This is a genomic window from Mesorhizobium sp. M0340, assembly GCF_040321535.1.
GTDB lineage: Bacteria > Pseudomonadota > Alphaproteobacteria > Rhizobiales > Rhizobiaceae > Mesorhizobium.
The window spans coordinates 128,698-153,347 of sequence record NZ_JAMYRR010000016.1; the positions used below are offsets into that span (position 1 = coordinate 128,698).

Here is a 24,650-nt window from a genome sequence, read left to right on the forward strand (position 1 = left end):
CAACGCGTCATCGGCGATGGGCCGGGACATCCACCAGAGAGGTAGCAACCATGTACAGTTCGATGAAAACCCTGATCGGCGCGGCGGCTTGCATGCTGCTGGCGCTGCCGTCCGTCGGAGCCGAGCAGCGCTTCGTCACGGTCGGCACCGGCGGGGTCACCGGCGTCTACTATGCTGTCGGCGGCGCCACTTGCCGGCTGATGAACAAGGACCGGCAGAAAACCGGCATCCGATGCTCGACGGAGTCGACCGGCGGTTCGGTCTTCAACGTCAACTCCATCCAGACAGGGGACCTCGATTTCGGCTTGACCCAATCGGACGTCCAGTACCAGGCCTATGAGGGGACCGGAAATTTCGACGGCAAGCCGTTCAAGGATCTGCGAGCCGTCTTCTCCGTCCATCCCGAGCCGTTTACCGTGCTGGCGCGGCCCGATGCCGGCGTCACCAAATTCGAGGACCTCAAAGGCAAACGCTTCAACGTCGGCAACCCCGGGTCAGGCACCCGCTCGTCGATGGAGGAGTTGCTGAAGCAGATGGGCTGGACGCTCGGCGATTTCTCGCTTGCCGCGGAGCTGAAGGCGGACGAGCAGGGCAGTGCGCTGTGCGACAACAAGATCGACGGCTTCTTCTACGGCGTTGGTCATCCTTCCGCCGCGATCCAGGATCCGACCACGGCCTGCGGCGCCAAGCTCATCCCGCTGACCGGTCCGGCAGTGGACGCGCTGTTGGCAGCTCATCCGTACTATTCAGTCGCCACCATCAAGGGTGGCATGTACGCCAACAACCCGGACGACGTGAAGACATTCGGCGTCCGCGCCACCGTGGTGACGAATGCCAGCACGCCCGATGAGGTGGTCTACGAGCTGGTGAAGTCGGTCTTCGAAAATTTCGACGACTTCAAGAAACTGCATCCGGCTTTCGCCAATCTCGATCCCAAGGAGATGATCAAGACCGGTCTGTCGGCGCCAATGCATCCGGGCGCGGAGCGCTACTACAAGGAGAAGGGCTGGCTCTGAGGCCTTCAATGCGAGGCGCCAAGGGCGCCTCGCATCGCAAATAATTGTGGGGAACGATGACAGATCAAAGCCAGCGGGCGGCAGCGCCTGACCAACCCGTTATCGACATCGACAAGCTCAGCGAGATCGTCGCGGAAGCCGACACCGGTGGGCGCAAGCCGACCGGCCGCACCGCGAAGCTGATCCTCAGCGTATCGCTTGCATGGTCGCTGTTCCAGCTCTGGTATGCCTCGCCCCTTCCGTTCATGCTCAATTTCGGCGTTGTCAGCGACGGCATCGCCCGCTCCATCCATCTGGCCTTCGCCCTGTTTCTGGCGATGCTGACGTTTCCGGCCTTCAAGACCTCATCGCGCAGCCGGGTGCCGCTACCCGACTGGGTGCTAGGCATCGCCGGGGCGGCGTCCGCCCTCTATCTGCTGGTCTTTTATAGCGATATCGCCCACCGGCCGGGTCTTCCCACTACAGCTGACCTGGTCGTATCGATCGCCGGCGTCCTCATCCTGCTCGAGGCCGCCCGTCGCGCCGTCGGGCCTGCCATCACTGTCATCGCGGCGATCATGCTGATCTATATTTTCGCCGGGCCTCACCTTCCTGGCCTGCTCGGCCACAAGGGCGCGACGTTATCGCGCGCAGCCTCGCAGATGTGGCTGACGTCCGAGGGGGTGTTCGGTGTCGCCCTCGGTGTGTCCACCAATGTCGTCTTCATGTTCGTTTTGTTCGGAACATTGCTGGAGCGCGCCGGCGCCGGCGGCTTTTTCATCCAGCTTGCCTTCTCGCTGCTCGGCAAATACCGCGGCGGTCCGGCCAAGGCCGGTGTCGTGGCTTCCGGCCTGACCGGCATGATTTCCGGCTCTTCGATCGCCAATGTCGTGACCACCGGAACCTTCACCATCCCGCTGATGCGACGGGTCGGATATTCTGCGGTGAAGGCGGGCGCCATCGAATGCGCGGCCGGCGTCAATGGTCAGCTGATGCCTCCTGTGATGGGCGCCGCCGCGTTCCTGATCGCGGAATACGTCGGCATCTGCTATGCCGAGGTAGTCAAGCACGCCTTCTATCCGGCGCTGCTGACCTATGGATCGTTGTTCTACATCGTCGATATCGAGGCGATGAAGACAGGGATGAAGGGCCTGCCGTCACGCCGCACGCACTCCGCATTTCAGGGTGCGCTGCGCGGGCTAATGGGCATATGCGGCTTCATCGTCCTCGCAGGGCTTGTCTATTACGGCATTGGCTGGACGAAGATCGTTTTCGGCGCGGCCGCGACCTGGATGATCACTGCCGCGCTGATCGCCGTTTACATCGGCCTTGTCGCCTACCGGGCGCGCTATCCCGACCTGCCGCTCGAGGATCTGGAGGGCGAGATCGTCAGGATTCCGCACTTCGGCGAGACGGCGCGCACTGGATTGCATTTTCTGCTTCCGGTGATCCTGCTGATCTGGTGCCTGATGGTGGAGGAGCTCTCGCCGGGCCTCTCGGCATTCTGGGGCGTTGTCGCTCTGATGGCGTTGATCGTCACGCAACGGCCGCTCACCGCCTTTTTCCGCAAGGACCGAGCGATGGCACGGCATTGGCTTCACGGTTTCGACGATCTGGTCGGTGGCCTGTCCGCCGCTGCGCGCAACATGACGACGGTCGGCATTGCCACTGCGACGGCCGGCATCATCGTCGGCACGGTTCTGCTCACCGGCATCGGGCTGGTGATGACCGAGCTCGTCGAATTCATCTCGGGCGGCAGCTTCATCGTCATGCTTCTGTTCACCGCGGTGATCTGCATCATTCTCGGCATGGGCATGCCGACCACTGCGAGCTATGTCGTCGTCGCGACCTTGATGGCGCCGGTCATCGTCGATTTGGCGGCGCAGAACGATCTTGCCGTGCCGCTGGTCGCCGTCCACATGTTCGTTTTTTATTTCGGGCTGATGGCGGACGTGACGCCGCCGGTGGGGCTGGCGGCTTATGCTGCTGCGGCAATTTCAGGCGCCGATCCGGTGAAGACCGGGATTCAGGGCTTCAAGTACGAGATCCGTACCGGCCTCTTGCCGTTCATCTTCATCTTTAACACCGGCCTGCTGATGATCGATCTCGAAGGGCCGTTCGACTTCGTGGCGATGGTGGTCACATCGACGCTGGCCATGGTCTCGTTTGTAGCAGCGACGCAGAATTGGATGCTCGTGCGCAACCGCTGGTACGAGACGATTGCCTTGCTTCTGGCCTGTTTCATCTTGTTCAGACCGGGATTGTTGCTCGATCAGGTGAGCGAACCTTATCGGGCAGTGCCTGCCTCCGAACTCAGCCGTATCGTCGACGAGACAGCCGAAGGCGGAGCGGTTCGCCTGCGCCTGACGACGCTGAACCTCAACGGCGATGAGATATCGAAGCTGGTCCGGCTACAACTCGGGCCCGCAAATTCACCGGCCGAACGCCTGAAGGCTGTGGGGCTGGACGTCAGCGTGCTCGGCGACAGCGTGACGGTCGGCGTCGTGCGACTGGGCAGCCAGGCGGCCAAATTCGGCCTGCAGCCCGGCGACGAAATCAACCAGGTGCTAGTGCCCGCGGAGCGGCCGTCGCGCTATTGGTTCGCGATTCCAGCCCTGCTGTTGCTCGGTCTCGTCTTCTGGGTTCAGAAGCGGCGAAGGCGGACAGTCGGCCCGTAAGCGTCTTGTGAGCGGAAGAGGCTCGCCAGCATGTCAGTAACAAGAGAACCAAACGGCGCCGCGGAACCGGCTAATGCGGAAATGCGCGTGACGACGCGCGACCGCCCCTTCGAACCCGTCGACTACGGGCTTTACACGCTGACGGTCATTGCCTGGAGCGCATCGTGGTTCGCGATCGAACTTCAGGTCGGCAGCGGCGTGTCGAACGAGGTCAATCTGGTCTGGCGCTTCGCCATCGCCACGCTGCTGATGTTTGCCTGGGCGGCTTTTTCCGGTCGGCGGCTCCGCTTTCCGATCACCGATCATTTGCACTTTGCTGTGCTTGGCATCCTCATTTTCTCGTCGAACTTCCTGTTTTTCTATTATGGCGCCGGCTATCTCGTCAGCGGCTTGCTCTCGGTCGTCTTCTCGCTCGCCTCGGTCATCAACATGCTGCTCGGTGCCTTGGTCATCGGCGAGCGCCCTGCGCCGCGCATTCTCGCCGGCGGCATCATCGGCTTCGCCGGCATAGCGCTGATGTTCTTCCCCGAAATCGCTGCCAACGGGCTTTCCGGCGGCACGTTGGTGGGCCTTCTTCTGTGCCTCTGCGGCACCCTGAGCTTCTGCGCCGGCAATCTCGTCTCCGTCGCAAACCAGCGCCGCGACCTGCCGCTCGTTTCAACGAGCGCCTGGGGCATGCTTTATGGCACTTTGTGGTCGGCGTTCCTGGCCTTCCTGCTCGGTGAGCCGTTCGTGTTCGCGACGACCGCCTCTTATATCGGCTCGCTGGTCTTCCTCGCCGTCATATCGACGGTCGTGGCTTTCGCCGCCTACCTGACGCTGCTCGGACGCATTGGCGGCGCCCGCGCCGGCTATGCGACCGTCATATTTCCCGTCTTTGCGCTTTTGATCTCCACGGCGCTGGAAGGCTATGCCTGGACTGCGTATGCGATCATCGGGCTCGTCCTCGTCGCCGCCGGAAACGTCCTGGTCATTCGAGGAGGACGACGCTGACGCATGCAATACTTCGCAATGCGCCGCCTTCCGCTGCGCGGGCCCCCGCCACATAGGTGCACCGGATAGATGGGGCAGGGCGCCTTCTTCTTCTTCTGTCTGTTTATCCAGCTTGACTCTCTTGGTCGTCAGTTTAGATTGCGGTCAATGGGTCAGACCAATGTACCAGGGCGGCCGGGGAGGGGAATTAGACGCGCATGCCGATCCAGGCTGTTGAACCTCGCCGGCTATACCGACAGGTCGCCGATCAGCTCAGGCAGCTGATCGATGCCGGCGAGTTTTCCGTCGGCGACCGTCTGCCGACCGAGCGGGATCTGGCCGACCAGCTCGGAATTTCCCGCCCGACGGTCCGTGAAGCGCTGATAGCGTTGGAGGTCGAAGGCCGCATACGCATCCGTGTCGGCTCGGGCATCTACGTCACCGATCCGCCGAACGCCGCCGCCTCCGAACCCGAAGTCGAGGAAGGCCCGTTCGAGCTGTTGCGCGCGCGCGAATTCGTCGAAGGCGCGATCGCCGCCGAAGCGGCCCTCCATGTCCGGCCTGCAGACATCGAACGACTCGACGACGTGCTGCGCCGGATGGAGGCCATGCGTCACCCCAACAAGATGACCATTGCGCTCGACCGGGAATTCCATACCGCTGTCGCCGGCATTCTCGAGAACGCGGTGCTGGTGCGCTTCATCGGCGAGCTTTTCGATCAGCGCATGAACCCGTACTTCGAACGCCTGTCGATCTATTTCGAGACCAGCGATTCCTGGCAGGTCGCGGCAAGGGAGCATCGTGCCGTGCGCGATGCAATTGCCGCGCGCGACCCCGAGCGGGCCAAGGCCGCCATGCAGCAGCATCTGCGCCAGTCGCAAATCAGATTCTCACGCAATTTCGATGAGAGAGCCGCAGCCAAGGAGGTTGCGGAATAGCAGTTGGCCTGGGGGGAGATCCGGCCGTCAAATTCAACCAGGGAGGAATTAGATGCTGAGAAAATACGCAGTTCTGCTCGGTGCGATCGCTGCAATTGCCATACCCATGGCGTCGGCCTCGGCGGAAACGGTCCTGAAATGGGCACATGTCTACGAGACGACGGAGCCCTTCCACACCGAATCCGTGTGGGCTGCCGACGAAATCAAGAAGCGCACCCAGGGCCGCTATGCCATCGACGTCTATCCTGCCTCGCAGCTTGGCAAGGAAGCAGACATCAACCAGGGCCTGATGCTCGGCACCGTCGATATCATCATTTCCGGATCGAGCTTCGCGGCGCGCGAATATCCACCGATCGGCGTCACCTATTTCCCGTACACTTTCCGCGATGCCGACCATCTGCTGAAATACACCAAGAGCGACGTCTACAAGGCCCTGACCAAGGGCTATGAGGACAAGACCGGCAATCACATCGTCGCCACCACCTATTACGGGACGCGGCAGACCACCTCGAACCGGCCGATCGCCAAGTGCTCCGACATGCAGGGCTTGAAGATGCGCGTTCCCGACGTGCCGGCCTATCTGGCCATGCCGCGTGCCTGCGGGGCCAACACGGCGCCGATTGCCTTCGCCGAGGTCTATCTGGCTCTGCAGAACGGCACGGTCGAGGCCCAGGAGAATCCGCTGACCACCATCGAGGCGAAGAAATTCTACGAGGTGCAGAAGAATATCGTGCTAACTGGCCATATCGTCGATCATCTCAACACCATCATATCGGCGTCGCGCTGGGCCTCGCTGTCCGACGAGGACAAGAAGATCTTCACCGAGGTGATGCAGGAGGCTGCCGCCCGCGCCACTGCAAAGATCGTCGCCCGCGAAAAGGAACTGGTGCAGGTATTCAAGGACCGCGGCATCACCGTAACGGATGTCGACCGTGCCGACTTCGAGAAGAATGTGTTGGAGAAGGTCACCTTCGACGAGTTCGGGTACAACAAGGCCGATTGGGAAGCGATCCGCGCTATCAAGTAGAGCATCGGAAACTGGATGCTCAATCAAGAGGATAGAGCGGTAATCGGATTCGCCGCTTTAACCTGCCTATCCGTCCGGCTTCAAATTGCGCCGGACGGCCTTCCAATCCTTGACGATCCACCAGCTTCGGGAGTGCGCGCCAATGGCCGAGGAACACCACACCGAGATCACCGTCGAAGAGATTGCGCACGCCTTCGAGGAGGTGCCGATACGCGTCGACCTGTCGGACCACGGTATCGAGGACTGGGTCACGCTTGCCGTGTTCTGGGGCATGGTCGTCTGTGTCTTCCTGCAGTTCTTCACCCGTTATGCGCTGAACAACAGCTTTGCGTGGACCGAGGAGATCGCCATCAACGCGCTCGTCGTCGTTGTCTTTCTCGGCGCCGCCATGTGCGTGCGCCTTTCGCGCCATATCCACGTCGACGTGCTTTACCACTATCTGCCGGAGCGTGTCGGCCGCTGGCTGGCGCTCGCCGTCGATATTATCCGCATCGCATTCTTCGCCTACGGATCCTGGCTGATGTGGCGCTACGTCACGATCGTGGCGCATGAGCGCATGGTCACCGTCAACCTGCCGCGGCGCTGGTTCTTCTACGCCGTACTGGCCGGCTTCGTGCTGATGCTTCTGCGCTCGATCCAGGTCTTTATCGGCAATTACCGGCGCGGCTATTCGGTGCTCGAGCGTCCTGGTGCGTTCGAGACGGCGGGGGTCTGAGCGATGCTGCTTCTGGTCGGGGGCTTTCTTGTCCTGATGCTCATCGGCGTGCCGGTCGCTGTTTCGATGGCGGCCGCCTCGATCCTTTACCTCGTCATCTACGGCGTGGCGCCCGACATCATCGCAGCCCAGCGCATGATCGCCGGGGTGGAGAGCTTTCCGCTGCTCGCCGTGCCTTTCTTCATCCTGGCCGGCAACCTCATGAACATCGCCGGCGTCACCGGGCGTATCTATTCCTTCGCCCTTGCCCTGGTCGGCTGGATGAAGGGCGGCCTAGCGCAGGTCAACATCATCGGATCGGTGATCTTTTCCGGCATGTCGGGTACCGCGCTCGCCGACGCCGCCGGTATCGGCACCATCGAGATCAAGGCGATGAAGGACCACGGCTATCCGATCGACGCCGCGGTTGGCGTCACCGCCGCTTCCGCCACGCTCGGGCCGATCTTTCCGCCCTCGCTGCCCTTCGTCATCTACGGCATGATGGCCAATGTCTCGATCGGCGCGCTGTTCATGGCCGGCATCCTGCCCGGCGTGGTCATGACCATGCTGATGATGATTACGGTTGCCATCTTTGCCTACAATCGCGGCTGGGGCTCCGACACGCCTTTCGAGCTTCGGCGGCTCGCCGAAGCGGCGGGCGAGGTGCTGGTGGTGGCTGCCTTTCCGATTGGCTGTTACGTGCTTGTGCAGCTTGGCCTGTCGATCAACGTCGCGGTCGGCATCGCGCTGCTGCTGCTGATCGCCGCGGACTGGTATTTCGATTTCTCCGCGGTCATGGCGCTGATGACGCCGGTCATCCTGATCGGCGGCATGACCATGGGCTGGTTCACGCCGACCGAGGCGGCAATGGCGGCTGTGATCTGGTCGCTTTTCCTCGGGCTGGTGCGCTACCGCACGATGACGCTGCGTTTGCTTGCCAAGGCCAGCTTCGACACGATCGAGACGACCGCCTCCGTACTGTTCATCGTTACCGCCGCATCGATCTTCGCCTGGCTGCTTACCGTCAGCCAGGCGGCACAGCTGTTTTCGAACTTCATTTTCGCGCTCACCGAAAACAAGTGGGTCTTCCTGATCCTGGTCAACATCCTGATGCTGGTGGTCGGCTGCTTCCTCGATACGATCGCCGCGATCACGATTCTGGTGCCGATCCTGCTGCCGGTCGCTGCCGTCTACGGCATCAACCCGGTACATTTCGGGCTGATTATGACGCTCAATCTGATGATCGGGCTTTTGCACCCGCCGCTCGGCATGGTGCTGTTCGTGCTGTCACGCGTCGCCAAGCTCTCGGTCGAGCGCACCACCATGGCGATCCTGCCGTGGCTGGTGCCGCTTATCGTGGCGCTGCTTCTGATCACCTTCATACCCGCCATTACGCTTTGGCTGCCGACCGAGATGGGCTTGATCCGGTGAGTGGCCAGGTGATCGCCGCGACACTGTTCGGCCCGCAGGACCTCCGCGTCGTGGAGCATCCGCTCGAACCGCTGGCGCCAGGCATGGTGCGTGTGCGCTTCGGGGCCGGGGGCATCTGCGGCTCCGACCTGCATTATTTCCGCCATGCCCGCACCGGCGACTTCGTTGTGACCTCGCCGCTTGTCCTCGGCCATGAAATCTCCGGCGAAATCGTCGAGATCAACGGCGCGGCACCCGGCCTGGGCGTCGGCGACCACGTCGCGGTCAATCCGTCACGCTGGTGCGGGCATTGCGCGCGATGCCTGGAAGGCCGCGCCAATCTCTGCGAAAACATCTACTTCATGGGCTCGGCGTCGAAGACGCCGCATATGCAGGGCGGCTTCGCCAGTCTGTTCGACGTCACGCCCGCGCAATGTTTCAAGGTTCCATCTGATGTGGCCTACCAGGCGGCCGCACTTGCCGAACCGCTGGCGGTCAGCCTGCACGCCGTTGCGCGGGCCGGCGACATCAGGGGCCGCAACGTCGTCCTGTTCGGTGCCGGTCCCATTGGCCTCTTGACCATGCTCGCGGCCAGGCTTGCCGGCTGCGCTGAACTGACCGTCGTCGATATCGCCGCCGCGCCGCTCGCCTTCGCCCGCAGGTTGGGCGCCGACAGGACGATCGACCTTGCCAGCGGGGACGCCGAGATCCAGTCGCTCGCGGCCGGCGGTTCGCTTGATGTGGCGTTCGAGATTTCAGGCACTGCCGCAGGCCTTGCCGCGGCAATCGCCAGCGTCCGGCGCGGCGGCACGGTGGTCCAGGTCGGCAATCTTCCCGGTGGCCAGATCCCGCTGCCCGCCAATGCGGTGATGGCCAAAGAGATCGACCTCAAAGGCACCTTCCGCTTCGGCAGCGAGTTTGCTCGCGCAGTCGACCTCATTGTGTCGCGGGAGGTGGACGTCCTGAAGCTGGTGACGGCGGAGCGCACGCTTTCCTCCGCCCCCGATGCCTTCCGACTTGGCGCCGACCGCGCTCAAAGTGTCAAGGTCGTGCTGACCGCGGACTGATTGAGGATTCGCAACGTCCCTGTTTTTTACGAGCCCATTGGCGCTTCACCGTGCAGGTACAAACAGAGGATGGGCGACGGACCGTGCCGGCGTCCCAGCATCAGGATAGAGCATACGCGTGTAACCATCATAAGCCGATGCCGCGCTTCTTTCCCAGGCTCCAATCCACGCCCCCCGTATCTGAACACACGACCCCGGTAACTTGATTGCCCAATCGCTTTTCGAGCGACGGCGACCAGGGCACCAGCTTGAATTCGAGTCCATTATCGATCATTGCGAGCCGGCCTGAAGCCAGCAAGAAACGCCGCCGGTAAATCCCAGCCACATGATTGCCGTTGGCAGCCTTCGTGAATGACAGGCCCGTCTCGGCGGCGATGCGGGCACCAAGCGATTCCACCTCATGATCGTGTAGTGTATCGATCAGATTGCGGGCAAGAATGACGCGCTGTCCCTCGCGCCTGGCCAGATCGCGGCTGACAAGGTGATCTACCCGATCTTGCAGTGCCTGTCTTACGTCCTTGCCAAAGCCGCCGTCACCGAATTCGGCGGGCTCGCGTGCAACGAGTTGGCGATCGAGCCAAGTCGCGCCGGAAGCATGGACCTGCTGTTCGATTGAGAGGTCGGAGCGGACGGCGAGCGTGACCCGGCCACCGCCATTTGCACTCGCATGGCGACACAACTCCACGACCGAGCCCGGGTCGGAATCTCCTGCCGCATCAGGATCATGGAAGCGAATGTGGTGCGTGCGTCCATCGATGCCATCGACGATGGCATAGGCCGCGCCGCGCCGTTCGTCATCAAGGCCGCGTTCGAGCAGTCGGCCGATCACGGGCGCATCAATTTTTTCGGCGGCCAGCACGTAGTCGACTGTCCCCTTTTCTAGCCCACGCACGGTGAGACTGCGGTGCATGCGCTTGATGATGTCGCCGCGTTCACCGAGGGCGCGCAAAGTGGCCTCGGCCTCTTCGACCACCATCCATTGGCCGGGACGGATCTCGTTCGCGAGACCCAGGCACTCCAGTTGCCGCAGCCGGCCGACTTTGAGCCCAAGGAACTGGTCGGGATGGCGATCAGGGTGTGGCGCGAGATCAATGATACCATGACGGTCGGCGTCACGAACAAGCTGGCGATCGAGCTGCGTCCAGCGCTCATTGTCGACTTGGTGCTCGATGGCCTGGCGGATGTCGAGGTCGGTGCGGAGCCCAAGCGTCTGGGTGAGAATGTCGCTCGCCCGATCGCGCATGCCTTGGCGGATGTAGTCGCGCGAGATGACAAGACTCTCGCCATCGTCGGCAACGCCGCGAACGAGGATATGAACGTGCGGATGTTTGGTGTTCCAGTGATCGACGGCTATCCAGTCGAGCCTCGTGCCGAGGTCGCGCTCGATGTCGACCATCAGGTCACGAGTGAAGTTCTTGAGGTCGCCGAGCTCCATTGCGTCGTCCGGTGAAACGATGAAACGGAAGTGATGCCGATCGTCCTTGCAGCGATCGCAGAAGGCGTCATGATCTGCCTCTTTGGTCTCAGGGCCGAACATCCTGGCCTTCTCACCATCACGTGTAACACCTTCGCGGCGAAGATATTTGAGATGGGTGGCGAGTGGCGCAGACCCTCTGAACTGCCGCACCACACGGGTCTTGACGACGGCGCCGCGTGAGCGGTCAGAGATGAGGCGACTGGCGCGGATGCTCGCTGACCTGCCGCGGCCAAACGTTGAAGCTCGCGGGGAGGTGATCCGACCCTCGCACGTAAGGTGACCGCCGGCGCGCTGTGTGGCCGCAAGAGCCTGGAAGATGAAGGGTCGTGCGCGCTGGCCGGCGCGGGAGCGGATACGACCGGGGCGGACGCGAAAGGTATCGTCACGCTTCATGCTAGGCGGCCACGAGGTGCGGTTTCCATTGAAAGACTGAAAAAATGGGGATAGCGCACATCGCTGATTGTGGCAGCACATCGCGAAATGAGTCGAAAATTGTAAGGAAAACAATCGGCCGAACCGAGCCGCACCTCGCGGCCCTTTATCCTGCCACTCTCTCTGTCCTTATCTGCGGCCAACCCTTCCGCCGCAATTTCCGCGACGGAACAGGCCGGAATGGAATTGAGGAGGAACGTGGCGATCAGCGCGATATGGCTAAAGAGGGCTGAGCGAATAGGCCGGAAACAGCGTGGTTCGATTGGAAATCGGTTTCACTCCGCCGTGGCTCGATCGCGGTCAGGTCCGCAACAGGATGGCCCATTGGCGACTGCATCGCTGACGAATGAATCGCCGCAAAGATCGTCTCGGCATAACCATTGCCATCCGATACAGCGGCGTTCCGAATGTCATGGGGATGCGCAAAGATCGTTGCACGGAGTGAGCTGGCTCTGCCCCTTCTTTGCCGCGGGCGCCGCGGACTGAGAACTGCACCATCGAGCAGCGGCGCGAGTTTCCTAACGTAGTCGACCGTCTCGCGTGGGAGCGGACGGCCGGTCGAGAGATGTTCCGTGTACCGACCAGGACCGGCATTGTAAGCGGCAAGAAAGCCGCTGCGCCCGAAGCTGTCGAGCATTTCGCGAAGATATGCTGCACCTGCAAGAATGTTGTCACGCGGTCGATAGGGATCGTCACCGAGACGGTATTTGATGCGCAGTTCTTCCCACGTCGCCGGCATGATCTGCATCAAGCCCATTGCGCCCTTGCTTGAAAGCGCACGAACATCGCCGACGCTCTCAACATGCATGACGCCGCGCAGCAACCGCTCTGGAATCGCGAAGCGTTTTGACGCTTCCCGGATATGCCGCGACCACGGGCAAGCCGACAAGATCGTCGACTCGGAGTGCGCCGGCCGTTCACCGGAGGAAGCCGCTGCACCAGTTTCGGGCGCCACGAAGCCGAGCATGACACATGCGGCAAACGTCGTCATGCCTCTGTGGACTGCATCCCGCAGACCGCAGAACCGGTGCACCGCCAGCCTGCGACGGTGTTCGCTTCCGTTAAGGGCAGGGGCTCGCCGATCGAACCGGCTTTGCCAAAACTGTGATGAGATCGGTGTCCGGAGCCACAGGCAAGTGTCCGGCCCCCTCTGGGCTGCGTCGCGGGCGATCGGGTCGAAGGGTTTGACCGGCACGCAATGGATCAAAAGGGTTGGCGAGAAAGATTCGTCGAAGGGCTCCAGAAGCATCTGTTCAGCCTCGCCCGTCGCGCTTCGAGGATCGGTTCCAGTGCAGGCTCCAGACGCTGTTCTCTGCATCGGACCGGAACAGCTTGGCGCGGATCGGCTGCGTAAAGGACGGGTCGTCAATTGAGACGGAGAGGTAATCCCCCGCCTTGTCTCCGGCGCGGTCCCAAGCCGCACCGACCGCCATCCCTTCGCAATAGATCAGATAGTCGGGCGCGTTTTCGGTTTTTGATTTCTCGGCAGGCAGAATGGCAATCTTCGCCTCGATTGTTAGCGTGGAGAGATTGCCGAAGAAGCCGTCATCATTGCGCGTGAAGGTTCCGATCTGGGTCATTGCAGTGCTCCTTTCATGAGTGTTAGTGCGCGTTCAGCCGAGCCGTCACGGCTCGCTAGAAAGGGGATCGTTGGTGACCTCCAGCACCGGCGTGGTGGGCTCCGTGGTCCAGACGGGAACCGCGCGGCCAACGATTGATGAGAGCGGGAGCGGGCCGAAATAGCGGCTGTCAAAACTGTCGGCCGCACCCGGGTTCATAAGGAAGACGTCCGCCTCGGCAATGTCGCGGCAGCCCTGCCAAATGGGCAGGGGTCGACCGCGACTGTCACGCTCGCGCGCATGTCCATACGTCTTGCCGTTGACGATGATCGTTGTGCCTTGGCGACAGACGGTTGCGCCCCCCAGTGCTAAAATACGCTTCAGGAGCGGCACATTTTTCGGCAGATACCCGCGTCTTGCCATGAAGGCCGCCAATGGCTCGGGCGGCATGATGACGGCGATATCGGCAATACCGATTTTGTCGGCCGGCTGGACGCGATAGAGCCCGACGGGGATGCTCGCCGATGCGTTCCAGATGGACAGCGGCGGAGGGCTAATCCATTCCGGCGCCGCCGCGAGCACTGCGCCGCCAATCATCGTGGCGATGATCTTTGTGCGCTTGCTCATGACTCGATCCCGGGGCGCAGCAGGCAAGTTTTATGACGCTGGGCCGTGTATCGGCTCGGCTGCTCGCGTGGGGCTATCCGGCTGTGGACATGGCGCCGATTACGCGGCGACATGAACGTCAGGGTTTGCTGCTGTTTCGCCGCTACCACGCGCCGCAGTTGCAATCTCCTGGCTTGCGCGTGGATGGTTTGCGACGCAGCCCAGACCAGGATGGCAGCGTTCCAAATCGCTGCTATGCCGTGCACACTTGCCGCCTCAACGCAGGTCGATTCTTCGCCCGCATGAGAATGGATCGGTCTCAGGTGGCGGGATTTCACCAACAAGACGAGTTGCCACGCCACAACGTCCTGCGTGCCGGGTGGAGGGAAGCCGGATGAGGGGACATGAGGCAGGGCAAATTGCTGCTGAACGGTCTCGCGATACTGCATTTCGGTGCGCCACAGATCAGGAGCTGCGGTCGCGCCTGCCGACATAGGCGGGCGCGCGGGCTGCATGGGGTTTTGCCGGCGGAACATAGGTCGCGTTGGCATCGCTGGTGGAGGTGCGTGCGCCCAGATCTATCCAAGCGTGCAGGTCGTTGATGTCGTAGAGAACGCGCCCGCCGACCTTTCGGTATTTTGGGCCGGTGCCGTAGGTCCGGTGCTTTTCGAGTGTGCGGGCGCAGAGCCCGACGATGTTTGCTGCCTCCTTCGTGCGCAAATACTTTTGGGGCGCGTCCGCGGGACCCTTCGACATCGCTCGATCTCCATTCGGTTCTGCTGTCGTCCTGGCCTGCCGGGACGCGCGAAGTGGACCATGATCGAAATGAGGAAAGGCGAGGGAGGGCAAAGATTGGGGGGTGCGTTTTTGCTACCCCGAAGAAGGACTTCGGCGGCCGGACTTTTCGCTGCGGTTGTGGGGGTAGAAGAGAAGATCGCGATAGCCGCCGGCGACTAAAAAAGCTGCACGGCGTAAGATAGCTCGGACCTTGTGGCGGAGATGATGATCACGCCAATCTCGCGGCACAATCGGCTCTTGCGAGAACAGCACCTCCGCGAGCTGACGATAGGTTGCACCCGTGCGGTGACCATCATGTGCGCGTAAATTGAGGATATGCCTGGTCTTGGTCTGTTGCGGCAGTGCGCCGTAGGATGGACCGGCTGCCCGGCCGTTCAGTGCGCGCCAGAACCGGCGCGCTGCATCGAGCCGTGTCTCGAATGCAGCGTCGAGCGGCAGAAGGATAGCGTTGAATTCACCGGCGCGGTCGTTAGCGACGAGATGACTTTTCCCAATTAAGGTAGACCAAATAATGTGAAGGCCTTCGTCCTGCGGCCAAACGCTGGCTCCGCCAAGGCTGGAAGGTCGAACTGTCTGATCGGATGCAGATACCCGCATGACCCGGAGCACGCGCGGCGAGGCCTGTTCCGTCCAGATGATATTGTCAGCTTTCGGAACTCCGGCAGCGGCAGTTTTGAAATCGCGCGCCCCAACGGGCGGCGAGATCGGGCTGACCGGCAGGTTCTCCAGAACCAGCGGGTTGCGATGCAAGCTGGCTGCACTCTGCCACGAATTCGTCATTCCGGATCAGATACTCGGCAGCGAACTCCGTGGCCTGGTAGCTGCACATATGTGCATACGCCGCCGGATCGGTCCAATCGCCTTGCACTGTTCCTGTCCTCGCCGCGTACCCGGATGTGAGGCGTCGGCGTCAACATTCAGGGGGATAAGGAAGTTGGATAGTTGGAGAGTCGGCAAAACCTTATGCCGATTCAGCCAAGTGGAGCGCCGGTCGCGTCAGTGCGGAGCGCCGCCGGCGAGAAGATATCGGTAGCCGCTGGTCGTCATCCATCGCGCGCGGGCAAGATGGGTCTCCCAGGACCGGAACGCTCGTTCCGGCTCCTGCTCCGGGTCTATATACAAGACGATCCTGGCCACCTCTCGCCAATCGGCATCTTCGGCTGCCGCGTCAAGCAGGCGAATATAGGTGAGCAGACGTTCCTCGTCATAGCCGGTCAGGACCGGTGCATCCGGCGCAATGTCGGCGACATCAGGATCGAGCAGCGGTTTAGGCATGGTATTTGACCGTTCATATTTCGATCGCGATCTCGAAGGAGCCGTCCTGCAGATCGAGCACCAATCATAGCGAATAGGAACGATCATTCCTAGAACGATAGTTCCCTTTCTGATCCCTAATCCGTCATGAACCTCAAGGAGATCATGGCGGCCAACATGCGTCGTCTGCGCCATGACCAGAACGTGACGCAGGAGGAACTGGCCGCCCGCTCTGGACTGAGCATGCGTTACGTGGGATCGATCGAGCGCGCTCGGGTCTCGGCCAGCATCAGTGTTCTTGGCAGGATCGCCACTGCGCTGAATGTGGACCCATGCGAGTTGATCAGAAAATCGGCACCGTGAGTTGACGCGGGAAGCACCGCGAATTTTCGATGATCGGCGAGGCAACATGCAGGAATGAAGTCTTCAGTCGCGAACACGACCGGTAGTCGCCCCACAGACCGACGGAGCTCGTTGCGCAGCGACTGCGCTCAACTTGTCGGGTAAAAGGAGAGCGGCCCCGCCCTGTTCGTCCGGGCGGAGCCTTGGTCGGGGCCTTACTCGGCGTCGCGGCGCCCGTTGGGGCGGGACCAGATGAGGCTGAAGCCTTCGCCTTCCTCATCGTTGAAGAGGTTGGCGTAGATCGGAGCAGTGAAGCTCGGATCGTCCAGCTTCATGCCGAGATAGTCGCGGCCGTCATTGGAGCGCTTGGACCATGCGGCGCCGATCTCGACCTGCCCGACGAAGACACGGTGGCTGGGGGCGCTGTCCCCAGAGCGGTTGGTCTCGGGCACAACCCGGACGTTCTTGGTCTGGAGCGAGAGGGTCACGATTTCGCCGGTGAACTCGTTGTTGCCGGCCCTCTTGAAGGTTCCGATTATCGCCATGAGTTTTCTCCTTGAACTCTGTTTCGAGCCCGCACCATTGCGGCCTCGATGGCGATCGGCGGGCCGGAGGCGATCGACGCCGCATCGCTTGCGACCGCAGCGCCAGCGGAGGATGGCAGCCAGGCGACTTTGTTGTTTGGCGAGGAATGACGGCGCAGCCGGCAGGGGAAGAAAGTCGATCGGCGCCATTGCGGCTTAGGCGATCGAGGCGCAGCCGACCTTCGGCCGGATCAGCCCATTAAAGAGGCCGTTTGGAGCGGCCCACCAGATAGAGACATCAACGGAGAACCTGGCGATACCGTCGCTGGCGAAATCCCGGCTACGACGATCAGCGGCGTCGATGCTCCTCTGTACAGGCATTGCGAGTCGCAAGCTGTTGTCAGCACCGCGCTTAAGACAGGGTTCAAGTCACGGCTGACGTGCATCACCGGATATCCGCTATCTCTGGAACGAGACGGCACGCCGTGGTGGATTCGAACTGTGCGTCGCGCGATGCCGTGTCAGCGACAACGCTAACAATGCGACGGCCGCTCAAGAACAAGCATCCTGCCCACGCCGGTGTTCGATGAGTTCGGCCAGATCCGGCCCCTGTTCGGTTGAACAGGCGTCGTTATTCGCAGCTGTGATGCCAGCTGCGACGCAGCTGAAACGTTGACGGCAAGCGTGACGGCGTCGCGCGCCTTTGCCAGGGCGCGGACTTGAGTATCGCATAAGACGGGCGGCGCCGCGCCGCCCGACCGTATTGTACAATCGACAAAGGGTAGGGCGGGCAGCGCTTACGCGCCGCCTCCCTTGGGGCGGAAGTCGAGGACTGGGATGCCGAGCTTTTTTGCCTTGTCAGCAAGATTGTCCTGAATTCCGGTCCCGGGAAAGACGATGACGCCTATCGGCAGCAACTCCAGCATTGCGTCATTGCGCTTGAACGGAGCGGCTTTGGCATGCCTTGTCCAATCAGGGGCAAAGCCGATTTGGGGTACCTTGCGATGATCTGCCCAACAGGAGGCGATTTTTTCGCCACCCTTCGGCGATTTCCCGTGCATCAAGACCATGTCGGGATGCCGGGCGTGGACCTGGTCGAGCTTGGCCCAGATCAGCTGGTGGTCATTGAAGTCGAGCCCAGCGGTGAAGGCGATTTTCGGGCCAGGTGGCAGAAGGACTTCCTGCGAGGCACGTTTCTTGGCGCTGAGAAAGTCGCGGCTGTCGATCAGCGCAGAGGTCAGGTTGCGGTGGTTGACCATCGATCCGCTGCGCGGTCGCCAACTGGATCCGGTGTGGCGCTCATAGTGCTCCGCGGCCTGATCACGCATCAGTTCGAAGGCGCTTTGGCGTTCGATCAGCGTCTGCCCTTCGGCCGTCAGGCGTTCCAGCTCGACGGATTTCACTTCGCTGCCGTCCTGCTCACACTGGCTGCGGCGTTGCGCCTGCTCGTTGTGGTCGAGCTCGCGCTCGATCCGATCTGCGGCGCGGTGAAAGATGTTGACGGTCGACCATAGAAGATCGTCGAGATCGGGCTCGAGGCGAGTGTCTTGCAGTGCCACGATGAGGGCGTCGAAGATGTCGGCGATCGCGCCGGCGACGCAGTGGCCCTCTGGAAGCGGTCGAGGATCAGGCTCATCTGCGAAGGGCCGGTAGCCATAGAGCTGGAGTTCGGTGAGGACTTGGTCGATGGGTGAAGACGAGTGCTGTGGTTCGTAGTCGTTATGCTCGCTCATTGGATGCTCCGCCGGTTGGACCGCGACCCTCGCGGCCTTCATGGCGACGGAAGCCGGCGGACGGGACGGACCTGCACCCGCAGCGAAGCGAAGGGCCGGAGTGTCAGCGGAGGAGGGGGAAGGCCGGCTATTTTGCTTCGCGATGGAAAGCGCTCCCTTGGGAGCGCGCCGGAAAATAGTCGGCCGAAGACATTGCGGGTCTGGCTCGTTTGCTGGCCGATCGCCCTCTCGAAGGCCCGCAGGCGCGGTTCTCTCCGACTTCGGGGGCATCCGAGCGATGCAAGCGACAGCGGACAGGTTGTTCGTTCCAAATTATCCCGCCACTGCCATGAAACGGGCGATGTCCTGCGGCGCGAGCTGGACACGCGCGCGTGCTCGAAGATCATCCACGCCAAGCGTACAGAGATCTTCGTTGAAGTCTCCAAGTGTCGGCGAGAGCACAATCGCCTCAATCCCGGCAGCATTCGCTCTTTTGATCAAGGTGTCACGTGCGCCGTCGCCGGCTGGATCGGCATCGCGCACGATGTAGAGCCGTCTCAGCGTGAGGGGGAACAGCATGGCAGCGAGATGGGCTGCCGAGAGTGCCGCTGCCATAGCCATATCGGGCAGGATGCACCGAAGCGACAAGACGGTCTCGATGCCTTCGCCGCCCGCCATGACGTCGCCCGGCAGGCCAAAGCGAACCGCGTGACCAAGAAGATCGCCCATCGCGCGCTTCGGCGTACCGACCGGTGCCTTGGCCCTGCCGGAAGGATCAAGCCAGGTGCGATGTGCGCCAGTCAAATGGCCGTCGAGATCGGTGACGGAAGCGATCATCGCCGGCCAGGTCTCGGTCGGCGCGTGTTCGTCGGGCCGGTAGTAGCAGTGCGGGTGAAAACGCAGGCTTTCGGTCCCGTGCAAAGCGGTAATACTGCGGTTGCGCAGATACGCCTCTACGACTGTACCCGCAATCGGCTGCGACATCGCAAACAGCCGACGCGCTGCTCCCGATGATCCGGATGGCGTGTCTACCGATTTCGAAGGGGGAGACGTCTGCTCTGGTTCGGGATGCGGCAAGCCGAGAAACGTCATTGCTTCATTCGCGACGTCCTTGAAGTTGCTCAAGCCGCGGCTTTCGCGGATGACGTCTAGAAGGTCGCCATGCTCGCCAGTCGCCGCATCGGCCCACTTGCCGGCGGCTCCTTTTCCGTTCGCTGACCCGACGAGACGCACGAACATTGAGCGGCCCGGCGTGTTTTGCACATCGCCGACAAGCCAGTAGCGGCCCTCACGATGCCCGTTCGAAAGATAATAGCGACAAACCGCCTCAGCCTGCTGGCCGAGGCGGTGCGCCAGTTCTGACGCACCGTGGCGGGCCATCACGCGTCCTCCCGCGTGTCGATGCGCTGGACTGGATAAGCCTTCAGCAACTTGCCCAGAATTGCGGGTCCAGATGAGTCGGCGGGCACGAACATGCGCAGCTTCCAGGAGATGATCTCTCGGAAGAGGCCGTAAGCCGAAAGACGGTCACGCATTGTGTCATTGAAGCCCGTCAGCTCGATTCGGCTGACGCCCATGAGGCGGCTGCGCCGAAGCTGCAGACCATCGGCGAGATCGAGGATCGTTCGACCGCCCAGAAGCGCAACGAAAGCATCACTGGCTGTGATCGAAGGCGAGCTTGTTGGCAGTGCGCCCGCGATCCATGCTGGCGGGACCTGACGACCGATGATGCGCTCGCCATCGTCAGTCTGGAGCCGGTACACACGTGAGAATTCCCTGGGCAGACGCTTCCAGATCGGCAGCAGCATGCCGGCAACGACATGGATAGTGCTGTCCGTGAATTCGGGCACGTCAGCCGTCTCGACACTCCAGGCGTCAGCGAATGCAGCCTGCTCAGCCTCAACCCAGTGGCTCTCCGCCATCATCTTCAATGAGGCCTGATGGTGCTCCATCGGCCGGATCAGCCGGACGCGCCATTCGATCTCGCCGTTGTCCAGCATCAGCGCGGGCGCTGGCACCTGTACGGCGGCGCGGCCGGATCGGTTGTTGACCAGGAGCTTCGCGCGGGGATCGTGAAGCTGGGCAAGGGCATCGGCAAGTGAAACGGGTCGATTGCGCTTGCGCTGGGCGATGGTCAGCAGTCGCGTTTCCGCACCGGTGGCGGCATGGACATGGATGACGCGTCGCTCGGTGACGACGAAGCTCTCCGCACGCAGTGTTTCCAAGCCGATGTCGTAGGCGCCGGAGGCGATGGCGCCCTCGATTTTCGCATTTAGCAATTGCTCGAAGGCCGTAAACAGGACGGTTTGAAGCGCGATGGTGAGCGCCAGCAGCCGATTGAGGAAGGTCGTGATCGGCGGCAGCTCGTCCTTGATGCCGGTGGAATCCGTCAGCGTGAGGCCGGTCGCCTCCTCGAACATCTGGAGTGAGCAGCCGTCCACCTTGCCGCGAACCAGCAGCAGGTAAAGCTGCCGCAGCGCGTCGCGGGCATAGTGCGACTCCAGATTGTCCTCAGGGCGAAATAGGCCCTGTCCGCCGGTCTGGCGCTGGCCGCGCGTAATGGCGCCCAATGTGTCGAGGCGCCGGGCTATCGTCGAGAGAAAGCGCTTCTCAGCCTTCACATCGGTTGCAACCGGCCGGAACAGCGGCGGCTGCGCCTGGTTCGTGCGGTTGGTGCGCCCCAAACCCTGGATGGCGGCATCGGCCCTCCAGCCCGGCTCGAGCAGATAGTGAACTCGAAGGCGGCGGTTCTTCGCAGTGAGATCAGCGTGATAGCTGCGGCCAGTGCCACCAGCGTCGGAAAACACCAATATGCGCTTGCAGTCATCCATGAATGCCTGTGCCTCGGCGAGATTGGCCGATCCGGCGCGGTTTTCGACGATAAGGCGATCGATGCCTCGAGTGCTGGTCTTGCGCACGATGCGGCGCGACCGGCCTGTCACTTCCGCTACGAGGTCGGTACCGAAGCGCTGTACGATCTGATCGAGAGCCCGCGGGACGGGGGCCAGTGAAGCGAGTTGCTCGATGAGGCGATCGCGGCGGGCGACCGCTTCGCGGCTCTCCACGGGCTGGCCGTCGCGATAGACCGGACGTGACGACAAATTGCCTTCGCTGTCGGTGAACGGCTCATAGAGTTGCACCGGGAACGAATGCTGCAGATACGAGAGGACATATTCGCGCGGCGTGATGTCGACGCGAACGTCGTTCCATTCCTCGGTTGGAATTTCAGCGAGGCGCCGTTCCATCAGTGCCTCGCCGGTCGAGACGATCTGGATGACGGCGGCATGGCCTTGATGCAGATCGCGCTCGATCGAGCGTATCAGGGTCGGCGTCTTCATGCCGGTGAGCAAATGGCCGAAGAAGCGCTGTTTCGTGCTCTCGAAAGCCGAACGTGCAGCCGACTTTGCCTGACGGTTTAGTGTGCCGGTCTCGCCTGTGATGTTGGCGGCCCGCATCGCGGCGTCGAGATTATTATGAATGACACTAAACGCTCCGGCGTAGGCGTCGTAAATGCGGGTCTGCTCGGGGGTAAGCTGGTGCTCGACCAGCTCGTATTCGACACCGTCGTAAGAGAGCGATCGGGCCGTATAGAGACCGAGTGCGCGAAGGTCTCGGGCCAGCACTTCCATGGCGGCAACGCCGCCAGCCTCGATCGTCTCGACAAATTCGGCCCTGGTCGCGAAGGGCAAATCGTCGCCACCCCACAGGCCCAAACGCTGCGCGTAGGCGAGGTTGTGGACGGTGGTTGCTCCCGTCGCCGAGGCATAGACGACGCGGGCGTTCGGCAGGGCGTTTTGGAGGCGGAGCCCGGCGCGTCCCTGCTGTGAGGCGGCGACGTCGCCGCGCTCTCCCTTGCCGCCTGCCGCGTTCTGCATAGCGTGGCTCTCGTCGAAAATGATCACTCCGTCGAAGTCGGTGCCCAACCATTCGACGATCTGCCGCACGCGCGACATCTTCTCACCGCGTTCGTCGGAGCGCAGCGTTGCGTAGGTGGTGAAAAGGACCCCTTGATCGAGGCGGATGGCCTTGCCCTGCGGGAACCGCGACAGCGGCGTGACCAGCAGGCGCTCCATGCCGAGAGCAGACCAGTCGCGCTGGGCGTCTTCGATCAGCTTGTCGGATTTGGAGATCCACACCGCCTTGCGGCGGCCCTGCATCCAACTGTCCAGGATGATGCCTGCGGACTGGCGGCCCTTGCCGGCGCCCGTCCCGTCGCCGAGCATGAAGCCACGGCGGAATCGCACGGCGTGCGCGGCATCGTCGCGCGCGGCAGAGACAAGGTCGAAGGTGTCGTCCACCGTCCAGGAACCGGCGAGGAACTCCGAATGGGCCTCGCCGGCATAGATGACTGTTTCTAGCTGCGCGTCGGACAAGAGGCCGTCGCTGACAACCTTGGCAGGAAGAATCGGCCGGTAGCTCGGCTTCGGCGGAGCAACGGATGCCATTGCCGCCGATTGGACCAGCTTGGTCGGATGCGGATGGGCGCCCGGAATACGGATCGCCTGCAACCCGTACTCCTCATAGATGCCATCGGTGATGTGCCTACTTTCGGCAGGCGTCCAGTCCAATGTCTCGTAAGCAAGCTCGGTGCCTTCCGGCGTGGCAAGGCTGCGCACCGGAGTGGAACCTGCGGATCTGGCGAGATCACCGCGCACGATGCGCGCTATGGGCCCCAGTGCCTTGACGGCGGGCGCAAAGACCGAAGCGCTGACCGGCGGCCGCGCGGGAACATGTTCGCCAATCCAGGCGATCAGGGTGGCGACATCGGGCGCCGTGCCGGCTGATGCTGGAAAGGTGCCTGGATTGTCGGCCGGCAGTTTGTCGATGACGGTCAGCCGGGTCTCGACGGTGGTGCCATGCCTGGCGTAGACGGCGCCGTCGATCGCGGCGGTGAACACAACGCGACCGCGCTCCTGGAGCCTGACGAAGGACCCGCGCCAGATGGGCAGCTCTGGGGAAAAATTTGCCCCAGTGATTGCGACAAGCCGCCCACCCTCGGCGAGCCGGGCCAGCGCAGAGGCGACGTGGCGGTAGGCAGCGTCGGGCATGCGGCCGCTGACATTAGCAAGCACCGAGAATGGCGGGTTCATCAGCACGACGCTCGGCACTATGCCTGGATCGAGATGATCATCGATATGCGCTGCGTTGAAGCGGGTGACGGGGATGGCCGGAAAGAGCAACGAAAGAAGCCCGGCGCGGGCCTCGGCCAGTTCGTTGAGCAGCAGTGTGCCGCCGCTGATCTCGGCCAGAATAGCAAGTAACCCGGTGCCGGCGGAGGGCTCCAGCACGCGATCGGCAGGGGTGATTGCCGCAGCAGTCACGGCCGCCAGACCGAGCGGAATGGGGGTGCTGAACTGCTGAAGCGCTTCGGTCTCTTCGGAGCGGCGCGTGTGAGTTGGGAACAGGCCGGCGATCTTGCCCAGCATCGGAAGTGCGGCGGCCGGAGAACCGGCTTTGCGGAAAAGCGACTTTCCGAATTTGCGCAGGAACAGCACCGTCGCGACTTCGCAAGCCTCATAGGCTGATTTCCAGTCCCATGCTCCGGATGCGTCGGAGGCACCGAAGGCAGCTTCCATGGCCAAGCGAAGGTTCGGGGCGTCGAGGCGCTGACCGCGTTGGAGATCGGGTAGAAGGAACTGCGCCGCGCGGTGGATGGCGGCAGCTGGTTCGACCGCGGGGGATGAGACAAGCGGAAGCGGTACTGCCGGAGCGGCAGTCTTCGAAGAAGCATCAAGCATGGAGAAAACCTCAAGGAGAGCGGAACGGGAATGAACCGGGCGGCCCTCTCTCTCGACCAATCCGGCTCAAATCCCCCCTGGCCGGCCTCTCCCCTCTGGACTGCGGTCCTGCCGATAACGATCCTTCTTCGATCCAGGCGCTGCGCCGCTACCCGCCGTCAGTCCAACGACGACAGCGGCAACGCGGTTGGCAGCCCCGGGGCGACACCTTGGCACGCAGTGGGGACTGCGGGCAGCAGCCGCCGAGCGAGAAGGACGCGGCAGAAGCGGCCAATTGGCTTTGCCAGTGTGATCCGGTAGGGGTAGGAAAGGGCGCGGGGCGGGCGCACCCCCGCCCCGCGCGGCGGTCTATTAAGCGGCCATTTTGGGGTCGCGGTGTTAAACCCCCCCAACGTCGGGTGAGAGGAATTAGGGGAGCTGTGTCTTT

General features: G+C 62.3%; 22 protein-coding genes. 9 read left to right on the forward strand and 13 right to left on the reverse strand.

All coding sequences use genetic code 11. The features are described from left to right. Positions 1-62: 62 nt before the first annotated feature. The 8 genes from NKI79_RS22415 to NKI79_RS22450 all read left to right on the forward strand — a co-directional run bounded on the left by NKI79_RS22415 (position 63) and on the right by NKI79_RS22450 (position 9,781). Positions 63-1,016 carry a TAXI family TRAP transporter solute-binding subunit gene (locus tag NKI79_RS22415; protein ID WP_352804578.1) on the forward strand — a complete coding sequence of 318 codons (954 nt, stop codon included), beginning with the start codon at positions 63-65 and terminating at the stop codon, positions 1,014-1,016. Positions 1,017-1,072: 56 nt separating this feature from the next. Next, complete coding sequence (locus NKI79_RS22420) at positions 1,073-3,673, forward strand: TRAP transporter permease (protein WP_352804537.1); 2,601 nt, start codon at positions 1,073-1,075, stop codon at positions 3,671-3,673. Between the two features lie 81 nt (positions 3,674-3,754). Beyond that, positions 3,755-4,666, forward strand: a complete 912-nt coding sequence (locus NKI79_RS22425) for a DMT family transporter (protein WP_502909846.1) — start codon at positions 3,755-3,757, stop codon at positions 4,664-4,666. Between the two features lie 197 nt (positions 4,667-4,863). Beyond that, entirely contained in the window at positions 4,864-5,583 is a 720-nt protein-coding gene (locus NKI79_RS22430; RefSeq protein WP_352804543.1) for a FadR/GntR family transcriptional regulator, read from the forward strand. A 52-nt stretch (positions 5,584-5,635) separates the two neighbouring features. Then, positions 5,636-6,610, forward strand: coding sequence for a sialic acid TRAP transporter substrate-binding protein SiaP (locus NKI79_RS22435; protein ID WP_502901837.1), 975 nt, complete (start codon positions 5,636-5,638; stop codon positions 6,608-6,610). Between the two features lie 142 nt (positions 6,611-6,752). Beyond that, positions 6,753-7,325: a TRAP transporter small permease gene (locus tag NKI79_RS22440; RefSeq protein WP_352508693.1), complete on the forward strand. Its 573-nt coding sequence runs from the start codon at positions 6,753-6,755 to the stop codon at positions 7,323-7,325. A 3-nt stretch (positions 7,326-7,328) separates the two neighbouring features. Further along, entirely contained in the window at positions 7,329-8,735 is a 1,407-nt protein-coding gene (locus tag NKI79_RS22445) for a TRAP transporter large permease (protein ID WP_254818544.1), read from the forward strand. A gap of 8 nt (positions 8,736-8,743) precedes the next feature. Further along, the gene (locus tag NKI79_RS22450) at positions 8,744-9,781 is read left to right on the forward strand and encodes an L-idonate 5-dehydrogenase (protein ID WP_502895607.1); all 1,038 of its coding nucleotides are present in this window, start codon (positions 8,744-8,746) and stop codon (positions 9,779-9,781) included. Between the two features lie 127 nt (positions 9,782-9,908). Here NKI79_RS22450 and NKI79_RS22455 read toward each other — a convergent pair whose 3' ends face one another. The 9 genes from NKI79_RS22455 to NKI79_RS22495 form a co-directional block, all read right to left on the reverse strand. Continuing rightward, on the reverse strand, positions 9,909-11,651 hold the full coding sequence (locus NKI79_RS22455; protein ID WP_352804546.1) for a relaxase/mobilization nuclease domain-containing protein: 1,743 nt from the start codon (positions 11,649-11,651) through the stop codon (positions 9,909-9,911). Positions 11,652-11,895: 244 nt separating this feature from the next. Further along, entirely contained in the window at positions 11,896-12,939 is a 1,044-nt protein-coding gene (locus NKI79_RS22460) for a lytic transglycosylase domain-containing protein (protein WP_352804549.1), read from the reverse strand. Between the two features lie 4 nt (positions 12,940-12,943). Continuing rightward, complete coding sequence (locus tag NKI79_RS22465) at positions 12,944-13,270, reverse strand: DUF736 domain-containing protein (protein WP_352476759.1); 327 nt, start codon at positions 13,268-13,270, stop codon at positions 12,944-12,946. A 45-nt stretch (positions 13,271-13,315) separates the two neighbouring features. Next, positions 13,316-13,876 carry a S26 family signal peptidase gene (locus NKI79_RS22470; protein WP_352804552.1) on the reverse strand — a complete coding sequence of 187 codons (561 nt, stop codon included), beginning with the start codon at positions 13,874-13,876 and terminating at the stop codon, positions 13,316-13,318. Then, on the reverse strand, positions 13,873-14,304 hold the full coding sequence (locus tag NKI79_RS22475; RefSeq protein ID WP_254818551.1) for a replication initiator protein A: 432 nt from the start codon (positions 14,302-14,304) through the stop codon (positions 13,873-13,875). The genes NKI79_RS22470 and NKI79_RS22475 overlap by 4 nt, the downstream gene beginning before the upstream one ends. A 16-nt stretch (positions 14,305-14,320) precedes the next feature. Continuing rightward, positions 14,321-14,611 (reverse strand): helix-turn-helix transcriptional regulator, encoded by a 291-nt coding sequence (locus NKI79_RS22480; RefSeq protein ID WP_254818552.1) that lies wholly within the window; start codon positions 14,609-14,611, stop codon positions 14,321-14,323. Positions 14,612-14,725: 114 nt separating this feature from the next. Beyond that, positions 14,726-15,250 (reverse strand): DUF2285 domain-containing protein, encoded by a 525-nt coding sequence (locus NKI79_RS22485; RefSeq protein ID WP_352804556.1) that lies wholly within the window; start codon positions 15,248-15,250, stop codon positions 14,726-14,728. A gap of 46 nt (positions 15,251-15,296) precedes the next feature. Continuing rightward, entirely contained in the window at positions 15,297-15,482 is a 186-nt protein-coding gene (locus tag NKI79_RS22490) for a transcriptional regulator domain-containing protein (protein ID WP_352476789.1), read from the reverse strand. A 167-nt stretch (positions 15,483-15,649) separates the two neighbouring features. After that, positions 15,650-15,928: a DNA -binding domain-containing protein gene (locus NKI79_RS22495; protein ID WP_352804558.1), complete on the reverse strand. Its 279-nt coding sequence runs from the start codon at positions 15,926-15,928 to the stop codon at positions 15,650-15,652. Positions 15,929-16,054: 126 nt separating this feature from the next. On the opposite strand from NKI79_RS22495, the gene NKI79_RS22500 reads away from it, so the two are divergent. Continuing rightward, positions 16,055-16,270 carry a helix-turn-helix domain-containing protein gene (locus NKI79_RS22500; protein ID WP_023674290.1) on the forward strand — a complete coding sequence of 72 codons (216 nt, stop codon included), beginning with the start codon at positions 16,055-16,057 and terminating at the stop codon, positions 16,268-16,270. Positions 16,271-16,464: 194 nt separating this feature from the next. Here the strand turns inward: NKI79_RS22500 and NKI79_RS22505 are convergent, their stop codons facing one another. The 4 genes from NKI79_RS22505 to NKI79_RS22520 all read right to left on the reverse strand — a co-directional run bounded on the left by NKI79_RS22505 (position 16,465) and on the right by NKI79_RS22520 (position 24,223). Further along, positions 16,465-16,794 (reverse strand): DUF736 domain-containing protein, encoded by a 330-nt coding sequence (locus NKI79_RS22505; RefSeq protein WP_254818670.1) that lies wholly within the window; start codon positions 16,792-16,794, stop codon positions 16,465-16,467. Between the two features lie 776 nt (positions 16,795-17,570). Continuing rightward, positions 17,571-18,506, reverse strand: coding sequence for a DUF2493 domain-containing protein (locus tag NKI79_RS22510; RefSeq protein ID WP_352804560.1), 936 nt, complete (start codon positions 18,504-18,506; stop codon positions 17,571-17,573). A gap of 312 nt (positions 18,507-18,818) precedes the next feature. After that, positions 18,819-19,865 (reverse strand): DUF7146 domain-containing protein, encoded by a 1,047-nt coding sequence (locus NKI79_RS22515; RefSeq protein WP_352804563.1) that lies wholly within the window; start codon positions 19,863-19,865, stop codon positions 18,819-18,821. Beyond that, positions 19,865-24,223, reverse strand: a complete 4,359-nt coding sequence (locus NKI79_RS22520) for a strawberry notch-like NTP hydrolase domain-containing protein (protein WP_352804566.1) — start codon at positions 24,221-24,223, stop codon at positions 19,865-19,867. The genes NKI79_RS22515 and NKI79_RS22520 overlap by 1 nt, the downstream gene beginning before the upstream one ends. Between the last annotated feature and the right edge of the window lie 427 nt (positions 24,224-24,650).